General features: G+C 68.8%; 9 protein-coding genes. All 9 read left to right on the forward strand.

Annotated elements, in window-relative coordinates:
* The first annotated feature begins 6 nt into the window (after positions 1–6).
* The 9 genes from phnD to ACZ5KV_RS02370 all read left to right on the forward strand — a co-directional run bounded on the left by phnD (position 7) and on the right by ACZ5KV_RS02370 (position 12,371).
* A complete protein-coding gene (phnD, locus tag ACZ5KV_RS02330) occupies positions 7–1,023 on the forward strand; it encodes a phosphate/phosphite/phosphonate ABC transporter substrate-binding protein (protein WP_464240736.1) in 1,017 nt (338 codons plus the stop codon).
* A gap of 21 nt (positions 1,024–1,044) precedes the next feature.
* A complete protein-coding gene (phnC, locus tag ACZ5KV_RS02335) occupies positions 1,045–1,839 on the forward strand; it encodes a phosphonate ABC transporter ATP-binding protein (protein ID WP_464240737.1) in 795 nt (264 codons plus the stop codon).
* On the forward strand, positions 1,836–2,621 hold the full coding sequence (gene phnE / locus ACZ5KV_RS02340) for a phosphonate ABC transporter, permease protein PhnE (protein WP_464240738.1): 786 nt from the start codon (positions 1,836–1,838) through the stop codon (positions 2,619–2,621). Before phnC ends, phnE (ACZ5KV_RS02340) begins: the two co-directional genes overlap by 4 nt.
* Positions 2,614–3,417, forward strand: coding sequence for a phosphonate ABC transporter, permease protein PhnE (gene phnE, locus ACZ5KV_RS02345; protein ID WP_464240739.1), 804 nt, complete (start codon positions 2,614–2,616; stop codon positions 3,415–3,417). Before phnE (ACZ5KV_RS02340) ends, phnE (ACZ5KV_RS02345) begins: the two co-directional genes overlap by 8 nt.
* Positions 3,418–3,495: 78 nt before the next feature.
* Positions 3,496–4,299 (forward strand): HAD-IIB family hydrolase, encoded by an 804-nt coding sequence (locus ACZ5KV_RS02350; protein WP_464240740.1) that lies wholly within the window; start codon positions 3,496–3,498, stop codon positions 4,297–4,299.
* A 219-nt stretch (positions 4,300–4,518) separates the two neighbouring features.
* Entirely contained in the window at positions 4,519–7,674 is a 3,156-nt protein-coding gene (locus ACZ5KV_RS02355) for a hypothetical protein (RefSeq protein ID WP_464240741.1), read from the forward strand.
* Between the two features lie 64 nt (positions 7,675–7,738).
* Positions 7,739–9,172 carry a sigma-54 interaction domain-containing protein gene (locus tag ACZ5KV_RS02360; protein ID WP_464240742.1) on the forward strand — a complete coding sequence of 478 codons (1,434 nt, stop codon included), beginning with the start codon at positions 7,739–7,741 and terminating at the stop codon, positions 9,170–9,172.
* A gap of 487 nt (positions 9,173–9,659) precedes the next feature.
* Positions 9,660–10,967 carry a 4-aminobutyrate--2-oxoglutarate transaminase gene (gabT, locus tag ACZ5KV_RS02365; protein ID WP_464240743.1) on the forward strand — a complete coding sequence of 436 codons (1,308 nt, stop codon included), beginning with the start codon at positions 9,660–9,662 and terminating at the stop codon, positions 10,965–10,967.
* A 39-nt stretch (positions 10,968–11,006) separates the two neighbouring features.
* Positions 11,007–12,371, forward strand: a complete 1,365-nt coding sequence (locus tag ACZ5KV_RS02370; RefSeq protein ID WP_464240744.1) for an NAD-dependent succinate-semialdehyde dehydrogenase — start codon at positions 11,007–11,009, stop codon at positions 12,369–12,371.
* Positions 12,372–12,398: the final 27 nt, after the last annotated feature.

Consider the following 12,398-nt stretch of genomic DNA (forward strand, 5'->3'; position numbering starts at 1 on the left):
GTCTGGATGGAGGAAGAGACGATGAAAAAATGCCTGAGCCTGCTCGTGCTGGCGCTGCTCCTGGCCCTGGCGGCGCCCGCCCTGGCCGACGAGTGCAAGAACCGCGGCCTGCTGGACAGCATGTACTGCGACAACGACATGGACCTGGTGGCCGACCTGGCCGGGCCCGACCAGTGCAAGGACCCCGACACCCTGGTGTTCACCTACACCCCGGTGGAAGACCCCGCCGTGTACCGTGACGCCTTCGCCGACTTCCAGGAGTATCTGGCCAAGGCCACGGGCAAGAAGGTCGTCTACTACACCGTGCAGTCCAACGCCGCCGAGGTCGAGGCCATGCGCTCCGGCCGCCTGCACATCGCCGGCTTCTCCACCGGCCCCACCGGCTTCGCCGTCAACCTCGCGGGCTACGTCCCCATCGCCGTCAAGGGCTATCCCGACGGCTTCCAGGGCTACCACCTTATCATGCTGGTCAAGAAGGACAGCCCCTACCAGACCCTGACCGACCTCAAGGGCAAGAAGGTGGCCCACACCTCGCCCTCGTCCAACTCCGGCAACCTCGCCCCGCGCGCGCTGTTCCCCAAGCTCGGCCTGGTGCCCGACGAGGACTACACCGTGCTGTACTCCGGCAAGCATGACCAGTCCGTGCTGGGCGTGGCCCACGGCGACTACGACGCCGCCCCCGTGGCCTCCGACGTGTACGAGCGCATGCTCAAGGCCGGCCGCGTGGCCGAGGGCGAACTGCGCGCCATCTACACCAGCCCGCGCTTCCCCACCTCGTCCTTCGGCTACTCCAACCAGCTCTGCCCCGAACTGGCGCAGAAGGTCGTGGGCGCGTTCCACACCTACCGCTTCCCCGAGTCCATGCAGAAGTCCTTCGACGGGGCCGACCGCTTCTACCCCGTGACCTACATGGCCGACTGGAAGGTCATCCGCGAGATCGCCGAAGCCACCGGCACCAGCTACAACGAGGAAGGCCTGCAGCAGATGGCCAAGAAGGAAGCCGAAAAGGCCAAGAAGCAGTAACCCTCCCCCAAGGCGACCCAAGTGAACGACAACAACTGCAAAGGGAACGGGGGCTCGGCCCCCCGTTCCCTGATCGTCAAGGATCTGGTCAAGGAATACGTGCCGGGCAAACCCGTGCTTCAGGGCATCTCCTTCGAGGTCACCGGCTGCACCACCGTGGCCATCATCGGCCCCTCGGGCACCGGCAAGAGCACGCTGCTGCGCTGCATCAACCGGCTCATCGACCCCACCCGGGGCACCATCTCCGTTGCCGGGCGCGACATGACGCGCCTGTCCGGCAGCGACCTGCGCCGCGCCCGCCAGCAGGTGGGCATGGTCTTCCAGGAATTCAACCTCGTCGAACGGCTGACGGTCATCGAAAACGTGCTGTGCGGGCGGCTGGGCTCGGTGCCCGTGTGGCGCGCCTGGCTGCGCAAATACGCCCAGCGGGACATCGACCGCGCCTTCGAGCTGATCGAGCAGGTCGGCCTGGCCGACTTCGCCACCGCCCGGGCCGACGCCCTCTCCGGCGGCCAGCGCCAGCGCGTGGGCATCGCCCGCGCGGTGATGCAGAGCCCGAGCATCATCATGGCCGACGAGCCGACCTCCTCCCTGGACCCCAAGACCTCCGTGGAGATCATGGGCCTGCTCAACGAGTTTTCCCGGGCCCGGGGCATCCCCATCCTCATCAACATCCACGACGTGAACCTGGCCAAGCGCTTTGCCGACCGGGTCATCGGCATGGCCCGGGGCAGCATCGTCTTCGACGGCCCGCCGGACGAACTGGCCGACGAGCACCTGAAGGACATCTACGGCGGGGAGGGCTGGCTGCAATGACCGCCACCGCCGCCAAGCGGCCCTTCAGGCCGAACTGGGGCGCCCGGGCGGGCTGGGTCCTGCTCGGGGTGTATTGCCTCTACGCCGCGGGTTCGCTGGAAATCACCTGGCCCCGGTTTCTCATCGGCCTGGACAACGGCGCCCGCTTCCTGGCCGAGATGGTGCCGCCCAACTTCGAGCGCTGGAAGCTGCTGATGGAGGGCCTGTACGAAACCGTGCAGATCGCGGTCATCGCCTCGGCCTTCGGGGTCGCGTTCTCGCTGCCCATCGGCCTGGCCGCCGCGCGCAACCTGATGCCCGCCTGGGCCACCTGGCCCGCGCGCGCCGTCATCGCCGTCTGCCGCTCGTTCCACCCGGTGATCTTCGCCATCCTGTTCGTCAAGGCCGTGGGCTTCGGCCCCCTGGCGGGCATCCTGACGCTGATCTTCGCCTCCATCGGCTTCATCGGCAAACTCTTCGCCGAGGCCATCGAGGAGATCTCGCTCAAGCCCGTGGAGGCCTGCCGGGCCGCCGGGGCGCCGTTCATGAGCCTGCTGCTCTACGCCGTGCTGCCCCAGGTGCTCAACCGCTTCATCGGCTTCGCCACCTACCAGTTCGACGCCAACATGCGCAACTCGACCATGGTCGGCATCGTCGGCGCGGGCGGCATCGGCGGCACGCTGTTCTCCGCCTTCCAGCGCTTCGACTACGACTTCCTGGCGGCCATCCTGCTGTCCATCATCGCGCTGATCATGTGCAGCGAGTATGTGGCCACCCGGGTCAAGGCGGTGTTCAATGACTGATGCCCAACTCCACCGCAAATGGGAGCGCTTCACCCCGGCCCAGCGTCTGGCGCGGTTCACGGTCTTTTTGTCCATGGCCGTGCTGCTCGCGGTCTCCATGCGCACGGTGAGCGTCATCCCCGAGTTCCTGTGGGACGCCCCGCAGCAGATGGCCGACCTGTTCCGGCGCATGTGGCCGCCGGACACGGCCAGCTACGCCGAGCACGTCCACAGTGCGCTCATCGAAACCATGAACATCGCGGGGCTGGGCACCATTCTCGCGCTGCTCATGGCCCTGCCCGTGGGCGTCATGGGCGCGTCGAACATCGTGCGCGTGCCCGCGCTGAACTGGCTGTCCAAGCTGATCCTGGTGTCCTCGCGCTCGGTGAACACCCTGGTCTGGGCCATCCTGTTCGTGGCCGTCTTCGGCCCCGGGGCCCTGGCGGGCACGGTGGCCATCGGCTTCCGCTCGGTGGGCTTTTGCGGCAAGCTGCTCTCCGAGGCCCTGGAGGAGTGCGACAAGGGGCCCGTCGAGGCCCTGCGGGCCGCGGGCGCGCCCTGGCCGAGCATCTTCCTCAAGGGCTACTGGCCGCAGATCGCCCCGGCCTTCTGGGGCATCACCCTGTTCCGCTGGGACATCAACGTCCGCGAGTCCGCCGTCATCGGGCTGGTGGGCGCGGGCGGCATCGGCGTGGCGCTGGACACGGCCCTGAACCTCTTCCGCTGGCAGCAGGTGGCCCTCATCCTGCTGTGCATCTTCGCGGTGGTCATCGCCGCCGAAGTGGTGGTAACCAAAATCCGCCAGCGCATCATCTAGCGCGGGCGGAAAAAGCGACGAACCGGCGGGAGCCGCCCCGGGCGGGGCGGTTCCCGCTTATCCTTCCCCGGAGGCCCCATGCGCCCCTTGGCCCAGATGAGCCCGGCCACAGCCCGCGCCGTGCGCTGCGTGCTCACCGACATCGACGACACCCTGACCGACCACGGCCGGCTGGGCGCCGCCACCTACGCGGCCATGGAGCGCCTGCGCGCCGCCGGGCTGGCCGTGGTGCCCGTCACGGGGCGCCCGGCGGGCTGGTGCGACCACATCGCGCGCATGTGGCCCGTGGACGCCGTGGTCGGCGAAAACGGAGCCTTCTATTTCCGCTACGACCACGCCGCCCGGAGCATGGAACGCCACTACGCCCTGGACGCCCCCCGGCGCGAGGCCGACCGCGCCCGGCTGGCGGAACTGGGGCGGCGCATCGTGGCCGAAGTGCCCGGCGCAGCCATCTCCGCCGATCAGGCCTACCGCGAAACCGACCTGGCCATCGACTTCTGCGAGGACGTGCCGCCCCTGCCCCGCCCGGCCGTGCGGCGCATCCGCGAGATGTTCGAGGCGGCCGGAGCCCGGGCCAAGGTCAGTTCCATCCACGTCAACGGCTGGTTCGGCGAGTGGGACAAACTGTCCATGACCCGCGCGCTGTTTGCCCGTGTTTTCGGCGCCGACCTGGACGCCGCCCGGCAGACCGTGGTATTCAGCGGAGATTCGCCCAACGACGCGCCGATGTTCGCCTACTTCCCCAACGCCGTGGGCGTGGCCAACGTCCTGGATTTCGCCGGGGAGCTGGAGGCCGAACCGGCCTTCGTCACCCCCTCGCGGGGGGGAGCGGGCTTCGTGGAGCTGGCCGGGCACCTGCTGGCCCACCGCGCGGGTGCCTGAGCCCCGCCCAGGCCGCACCACCGCGCCAGCCAGGCCCGGCCCCGGCCCCCGGTCGACCGCCGGGAGCCCGGCCCCCCGGCCTTGCGCGCCCTCCGGCATGCAGCCCGAAACCCCCTTGACATCCCCGCGACTTCCGCCGATTGTGAAATTTGGAATTTGCTTGTGACAACTTCGTAACATTCCGGCCCGCCCCGGGCCGGTTCCAGCGGCAGCGTGTCCATGTACCAGAGCAGCATCCGTTCCCCATTGTATTTCGACCAGAAGGACCACCAGCTTCTGGGCATCGTCTCCGACGTGCTCCGCCACCGCGAGGGCCGCGACCTCAAGCGCCTGCTGGCGCCCATCATGCACCCGCGCGGCGTAAAGGAAATGGCCGCCACCAAAGGCCTGCGCATCGCCTACGCCGTGGCCAGCCTGTTCCGCTCCCTGGAGCGCGGCCAGGCCGACGAGCGCCTGCGCAGCCTGCGCGCCCTGCGCGACGAGACCCTGCACAGCTCCCACAGCCACCTGCGCCTGAACACCGCCCGCGTGCTCATGCAGATCATGAAGGAACTGGTGCGCGAAAAGGACGAACTGCGCCGCCTGCAACTGGCGCGCGACTTCCGCAACGCCGCCACGGGCAAGCCGCGCACCGTGGCCGCCCAACTGCGGCGCTACCATCTGGTGGAAATGCCCGAGGCCTGGAACCAGGTCAGCTTCGACGACCACGTTCACGACGCGAACACCAAGGGCCGCAAGTCCGCCACGCACCTGATCATGGACGCCTGGATCAAGGGCATCCGGCGCCTGACGGTCATCTACTACAACCACGTGCCGCCCGAGGTCGCCCGCGAACTGCTGGAGGCCGGGGCCATCACCGACATCCGCGTGCGCGTGGGCATCGAATACTGCGCCCCCCTGCGCGGGCGCTTCGTGCGCTTCATCTGGACCCCGCGCGGCATAGCCGACCCCTCGGAATTTCTGGATTTCCTGGAGCTGCCCGACACGGCCCAACTCATGGCCGAGGGCCGCGAGGTCTCGCAGTACCAGCAACGCTACGTGCTGGCCGCCCTGGACGAATTCAACGCCCGGCACCTGCCCGCGCTCAACGCCGAGTTCGGCCTGGACATGGCGCCCCCGGCCCGCGAAACCCTGGAGGCCATGGTCGGCTCGGGCGAAGCCTCGCTGCACCACCTGGCCAAGCTGATCCACGACCAGCTCTTCCCCCTGCTGGCGGCCAAGGCCCAGGAAATGCGCGCGGCCTGCGCCCTGGGCCCCGAGGAGCGCAGAGCCGCCGAGGAACGCGTTCGGCGCATGAACGCCCTGGACATCGAACACCTCATCGCGCGCTACCTGTGCCCGGAGTGCAACCCGGGGCTGCACAACCCTTACGTCCCCGGCCAGGACGAAGACGCGCCGCTGCTGCTGCGCCTGCCCCCGGCGGTGCTCCTGGCGCGCCTTGCCGGGCTGCACTCGGGGCACACCATCACCCTGAACCTGGCCCACCTGCGCGCCGCCGACGTGCTGGAGCTGCTCTACGACTGCGGCGGGCTCATCACGCACCTGGAAATCTTCAACTACAAGGACACGGCCTATGGCCGCTCCACGGACAACAAACGGATCATCGAGCTCCAGTGCGCCGTGAACTCGGGCAACGCCGTGCGCCTGAAAAAGGCCATCGTCACCACCATCGAGGACCTGGGCGACGCCCCGGAGCAGGCCGACCAGCGCGCCAAGCTCCTGCGCGTGCTGGGCGGCATGGCCATCCTGCGCGCGTCCTACGCCAAGGTCCGCCTGTCTTCGCGCATCGGCACGGACTCCACGGGCAGCTCGGCGCGCGTGCCGGGCATGGGCATGGCCGTGCGCGACACCCTGCCGCGCAAGGCCCAGCACAGCCTGGAACAGGCCCTGGCCCTGCACGCCCGGGTCCCGGTGCGCGTGCGCGTGCTGCGCCGCGAAACCTACCTGCCCGACGACGACGACTCCTGGCTGTGGCGCCAGAAGGAGCGCCTGGCCCGCCGGGTGCCGCTGCTGACCCCATGGATATACGACCGCCGCGAGGACTGGGTGGTGGACGGCTACGAGGCCTCCACGCCCGAGGCCAGCAACATCTGCCTGCTGGGCGGCTTCCAGCCCGAAAGCGGCAACGGCCTGCACCTGGACTGCGACGCCCCGCCGCCCGAGCCCGAGGCGCGCCCGCCCCTGCGCTACCTGAACAGCTCCGTGTCCAACACCCTGAAGGTCCTGCTGGGCTTCGTCCCGGCCTTCCTGACCTTCGCCCTGACCAAGGACTGGTGGGTGCTGGCCTACCTGGGTGCCTTCCTGTGGTTCGGCATCACCGGCGTGCGCAACGTCATCCAGTCCGTGCTGGGCTCCGGGGGCATCCGCCGCTCGCCGCTCCTGCGCTGGACGGAATACGTGAGTTGGGACCGCCTGGCCGACTCGCTGATGTACACCGGCTTCTCCGTGCCCCTGCTGGACTGGCTGGTGAAAAGCCTGCTGCTGGACCAGGGCCTGGGCATCAACGCCCACACCGGGCCCATCCTGCTCTACTCGGCCATGGCCCTGGTCAACGGCCTGTACATCATGAGCCACAATCTCTTCCGGGGCCTGCCGCGCTCGGCGGCCTTCGCCAACCTCTTCCGCACGGTGCTGTCCATCCCCCTGGCCGTGGCCTTCAACGCCGGGGCCAGCCTGCTGCTGACCCAGGCGGGCCTGCCCGACGTGGACGGCGAGCTGCAAAAATGGGCGGCGGTGATCTCCAAGCTGGCCTCGGACTGCGTGGCCGCCGTCATCGAGGGGCTGGCCGACCGCCGGGCCAACATGCGCCTGCGCTTCTTCGACTACCGCGGCAAGCTGCGCCAGCTCTTCGACACCTACGCCAGCCTGGAACTGCGCCACCCCACCCAGGACGTGGCCCGGCTGCTGGAATCGCCCAAGCGGCTGGTCGCGGAGCTGGGCGTGGAAAGCCGCGAACTGCTGTCCATGATCATCGTCAACGCCCTGGACCTGATGTACTTCTGGTTCTACCAGCCCCGGGCGCGCACGGTGCTGACCCTGCTGCTGCGCGAGATGACCCGCGAGGAGCGCCGGGTGTTCCTGCTCTCGCAGATGGTGCTGCAACGCGAGCACGAAATCAGCCAGATGTTCCTGGACGGACTGGTCGGCCGCAACTTCGCCAAGGCGCTGGCCTTCTACCTGGACCGCTACCAGCACTACCTGGAGGACCTCCAGGAACTGGCCATCCAGGCCGGGCCCCTGGGCGACCTGCAAAGCGGCCTGCCCGAAACCGCCGGAGAGGACGGCGCCGAACCCGCCGCGCCCCCGGCGCCCCCCGAGCCCATCCCGCCCGCGTCGCATCCGGTGGCCGAAAACAAACCGGGCAACGCCTTCTAACGCCCCGGCGCGCACGCTTCCTGCATGGGCCGGGTCAGTCCCCCCGGCCCACGCAGGAGCAGCCATGACCACCGACACACACCCCGCCGAGCAACTCGCCCGCTGCCAGGAGCGCATCCGCCGCCTGCGCGCGGTCTTCGATTCGTCCACGGACGGCATCTGGATCACCGCCGCCGACGGCACCGTGCTGGACCTGAACAAGGCCTCGGAACTGCTGAACCGCATCCGCGCCGACGAGGTCATCGGCCAGCGCGTGGACCAGGTGGTGGCCCGGGGCATCGTGGACCGCTCGGCCAGCCTGGAGGTTCTGACCCGGCGCCGCCAGGTGAGCTTCGTCCAGGAGGCGCGGCGCACCGGGCGCCACCTGTACGTCACCGGGGTGCCCGTGTTCGACGAGCGCGGGGAGCTGTATCTGGTGGTGGTCCACGAACGCGACGTGACCGACGTGCGCTCCATGCAAACGAGCATGGAGCAGGACCGCCGGGCGCGCCTCAAGGCCGAGGAGGCCCTGACGGAACTGAACCTGCTGGAACTGGGCGACCGGCGCATCGTGGCCGAGAGCAAGGAGATGCGCCAGGTGCTCTCCACGGCCCTCAAGCTGGCCCGCCTGGGCAGCGGGGAAATCCTGCTGCTCGGGGAATCGGGCACGGGCAAGGGCCTGCTGGCCAAGTTCATCCACCGCCACGGCGCCCACGCCCAGGGGCCCTTCATCCAGATCAACTGCGCGGCCCTGCCCCCGGCCCTGGTGGAGGCCGAGCTGTTCGGCCACGAGCGCGGCGCCTTCAGCGGCGCCCACGAGGCCAAGGCCGGGCTGCTCGACCTGGCCCGGGGCGGGACGTTCTTCCTGGACGAGGTGGGCGACATGCCCGCCGAAACCCAGGCCAAGCTGCTGAAATGCCTCGATGAGCGCGAATATTACCCCCTGGGGGCCCGCGCACCCCGGCGCCTGGAATGCACCATCGTGGCCGCCTCCAACCGCGACCTGGAGGCCCAGGTGGCCGGGCGGCGCTTCCGCAAGGACCTCTACTACCGCCTGAGTGCCTTCACCGTGCGCATCCCGCCCCTGCGCGAGCGCCCGGAGGATCTGCTGCAACTGGCCCCGCAGCTTCTGGAAACCCTGAACCGCGACTTCGGCACGCGCAAGCGCCTCTCGCCCTACGCCCTAAGCCTGCTCCAGGCCCACTCCTTCCCGGGCAACGTGCGCGAACTCATCAACCTGCTCAAGAAAGGGGTAGTCGTTTCCCAGGACGACCTGCTGGACGGCTTTCTGGCCGAATCCCTGGGCGTGCGGCCCATCCCGGCGGAGGAGGGCATCGACCTGCAACGCGAGCTGCTGGCCCTGGAGCGCGACCTGCTGCTGCGCGCCGCCGCGCGCTGCCGCTCGACCCGCGAAATGGCCGCCCACCTGGGCGTGAGCCAGCCCACGGTGGTCCGCAAGCTGCGCCAGCACGGCATCCGCCTGTCCCGCGCCGAGGCCGGGCTGCATACCGATTCCTGATTTAGACATTTTCGTTAACACAAATCATATATTATTTCAACAAACTAAGACTGCATCCCCGGAAAGAAGCCCTGAATGGCGACATCTTCCGTGAATTCTTTTAGAAATACACAATTATTTTCCTTTTTTGTTATAAAATCCATATCCAGGCAAATATCTGCAACACGCAGATATTTTTTGCTTTCAATAGCAGACGGACCGGCATGCCCCGGGTAAAGGGCGCAGCGACCAGGCCGGAAGCCTCATTTTAGACAAAAATGGAAACTTTGAAATTCGATTCAATGTAGAATCGTGTAAAAAGTATTTTATTCCAGTATATTAAATAAACAAATGATTCAAAAATGAATCACGCATCGCCCAACCAGCACCCTTAAGTTGTCAACATGCTGAAATAACAAATTAAAATCCCATTGGCCCGCCCCTTGTACTGTGTCCCGCATTCCCACGGCGCCCCGCGCCGCAGACAACACCTACAAGGCGGCAGATCATGTCCACATCTTCGCTTCTGGAGCGGCGGCACACGGTGGTGCCCCGCGGCGTCTCCAACCTCTGCACCTGCTTCGCGGCCAGCGCCGAGGGCGCGCGGGTCACCGACGTGGAAGGCCGCGAGTATATCGACTTCGTGGGCGGCATCGGCGTGAACAACGTCGGCCATTGCCACCCCGACGTGGTGGCCGCCGTGCGCGAGCAGGCCGGGCGCCTCATGCACACCTGCTTCCACATCGCCATGTACGAACCCTACGTGGCCCTGGCCGAGCGCCTGTGCGCCCTGACCCCCGGCGACTTCCCCAAAAAGGCCCTGATGCTCAACAGCGGCGCCGAAGCCGTGGAAAACGCCGTGAAGATCGCCCGCACGGCCACCGGCCGTCAGGGCGTCATCTGTTTCGAGACGGCCTTCCACGGCCGGACCCTGCTGGCCATGACCCTGACCAGCAAGGTCAAGAACTACAAGCTCGGCTTCGGGCCCTTCGCTCCCGAGGTCTACCGCATGCCTTACGCCTATTGCTACCGCTGCCCCCTGGGCCGGACCCACCCCGGCTGCGACCTGGCCTGCGCCGACCGCCTGGAGGAGTTCTTCGCCGGGCACGTGGCCGCCGAGTCCGTGGCCTGCGTCATCGTCGAGCCCCTGACCGGCGAGGGCGGCTTCATCGTGCCGCCCCCGGGCTACTTCAAACGCCTGGCCGAAATCTGCGCCCGCCACGGCATCGTGTTCATCGCCGACGAAGTCCAGACCGGCATCGGCCGCACGGGGACCATGTTCGCCATGGAGCAGCACGGCGTGGCCGCCGACATCACCATCACGGCCAAGAGCCTGGGCGGCGGCATGCCCATCTCCGCCGTGGTCGGCCGCCAGGAGATCATGGACGCCCCCCTGCCCGGCGGCCTGGGCGGCACCTACGGCGGCAACCCCGTATCCTGCGCGGCGGCGCTGGCGGTGCTCGACGTGTTCGAGCGCGACGACCTGCTGGCCACGGCCCGCGCCCTGGGCGAACGGGTGCGCGCCACCTTCACGGCCTGGGCCGCCGAAATGCCCTGCATCGGCGACATCCGCGGCCTGGGGCCCATGCTGGCCATCGAGCTGGTGCGCGACCGCGAAACCCGCGAACCCGCCGGGGCCGAGGCCAAGGCCGTGGTCGCCCGCTGCACGGACAACGGCCTGCTGATCCTCTCCTGCGGGCACCACGGCAACGTCATCCGCACCCTGATGCCCCTGGTCATCTCCGACGCGGAACTCACGCGCGGGCTGGCCATCCTGCGCGAGGCCCTGGACCACGTGTTTTCCAAACGCCCCTAGCCGGGCCCCCTGCCCGAGACCACCGGACAAGGAGCAGCCATGACCCTCGTTTCCATCGACCCCTGCACCGGGACCACCCTGGCGGCTTTCGTTGAATGGGAGCCCGCCACCACGGCCCAGGCCCTGGACGCCGTGGGCGCCGCCTGGCCCGCCTGGCGCGACACCCCCCTGGCCACGCGCGCGGACGCCCTGCGCGCCGTGGCCGCCGTGCTGCGCGCCAGAACGGACGAACTCGCGGCCGTCATGGCCGCCGAAATGGGCAAGCCCGTGACCCAGGGCCGGGGCGAGATCGGCAAATGCGCCCTGGTCTGCGAGTATTACGCCGACAACGGCGCGGCCATCATGGCCCCCGAGCCCGTGGCCAGCGACGCCGTGCGCTCCTACGTGGCCTGGGAGCCCATGGGCGCCGTGCTGGCCGTCATGCCCTGGAACTTCCCCTTCTGGCAGGTCTTCCGCCTCGCGGCGCCCTGCCTCGTGGGCGGCAATGTCATGGTCCTCAAGCACGCCTCCAACGTGCCCCAGTGCGCCATGGCCATCGAGCGCGTCTTCCAGGAGGCGGGCCTGCCCGAGGGCGTGTTCCGCACGCTGATGATCGGCGCGAGCCAGGTGCAGGCCGTGCTGGCCCACCCGGCTGTGTGCGGGGTGAGCCTGACGGGCAGCGGCCCGGCCGGGGCCAAGGTCGCCTCCATGGCCGGGGCCCTGCTCAAGAAGAGCCTCCTGGAGCTGGGCGGCAGCGATCCCTTCGTGGTTCTGGCCGACGCGGACCTGGAACAGGCCGCGGCCACGGGCGTCATGGCCCGCTGCGCCAACGCGGGCCAGGTCTGCATCGCCGCCAAGCGCTTCATCGTCGAGGAGCCGGTGTACGACGCCTTTCTGGAACTGATGGCTCGGGGCGTGGCGGCACTCAGGGTCGGCGACCCGCGCGAGGACGACACCGTGGTCGGCCCCCTGGCCCGGCGCGACCTCGTGGGCGAGTTGCAGGCCCAGGTCGACGCCAGCGTGGCCGCCGGAGCCCGGCTGGTCTGCGGCGGGGCGCCCCTGCCCGGACCCGGGGCCTTCTACGCCCCGACCATCCTGGCCGACGTGACCCCCGGCATGGCCGCCTTCGACGAGGAGACCTTCGGGCCCGTGGCGGCGGTCATCCGCGCCCGCGATGCCGGGCACGCCCTGACCCTGGCCAACGCCACGCCCTTCGGCCTGGGCGCCTCGGTCTGGACGCGCGACCGGGCCAAAGGCGAGGCCATGGCCCGGCGCATCGAGGCCGGCAGCGTCTTCGTCAACGGGCAGGTCAAAAGCGACCCGCGCCTGCCCTTCGGGGGCATCAAGGCCTCGGGCTACGGCCGCGAGCTGTCCGCAAACGGCATGCGCGAATTCATGAACCAGAAGACCGTGTGGATCGGGTGACGCACCCCCCGCGCCCGGAGGCAGCCG

This window comes from Desulfocurvus thunnarius (assembly GCF_055390965.1).

What these genes read in the sequence shown, in the direction of transcription:
- phnD (WP_464240736.1), top strand. Translation starts at nt 7, where the DNA reads ATGGAGGAAGAGACGATGAAAAAATGCCTGAGCCTGCTCGTGCTGGCG.
- phnE (WP_464240738.1), top strand. Translation starts at nt 1,836, where the DNA reads ATGACCGCCACCGCCGCCAAGCGGCCCTTCAGGCCGAACTGGGGCGCC.
- phnE (WP_464240739.1), top strand. Translation starts at nt 2,614, where the DNA reads ATGACTGATGCCCAACTCCACCGCAAATGGGAGCGCTTCACCCCGGCC.
- ACZ5KV_RS02350 (WP_464240740.1), top strand. Translation starts at nt 3,496, where the DNA reads ATGCGCCCCTTGGCCCAGATGAGCCCGGCCACAGCCCGCGCCGTGCGC.
- ACZ5KV_RS02355 (WP_464240741.1), top strand. Translation starts at nt 4,519, where the DNA reads ATGTACCAGAGCAGCATCCGTTCCCCATTGTATTTCGACCAGAAGGAC.
- ACZ5KV_RS02360 (WP_464240742.1), top strand. Translation starts at nt 7,739, where the DNA reads ATGACCACCGACACACACCCCGCCGAGCAACTCGCCCGCTGCCAGGAG.
- gabT (WP_464240743.1), top strand. Translation starts at nt 9,660, where the DNA reads ATGTCCACATCTTCGCTTCTGGAGCGGCGGCACACGGTGGTGCCCCGC.
- ACZ5KV_RS02370 (WP_464240744.1), top strand. Translation starts at nt 11,007, where the DNA reads ATGACCCTCGTTTCCATCGACCCCTGCACCGGGACCACCCTGGCGGCT.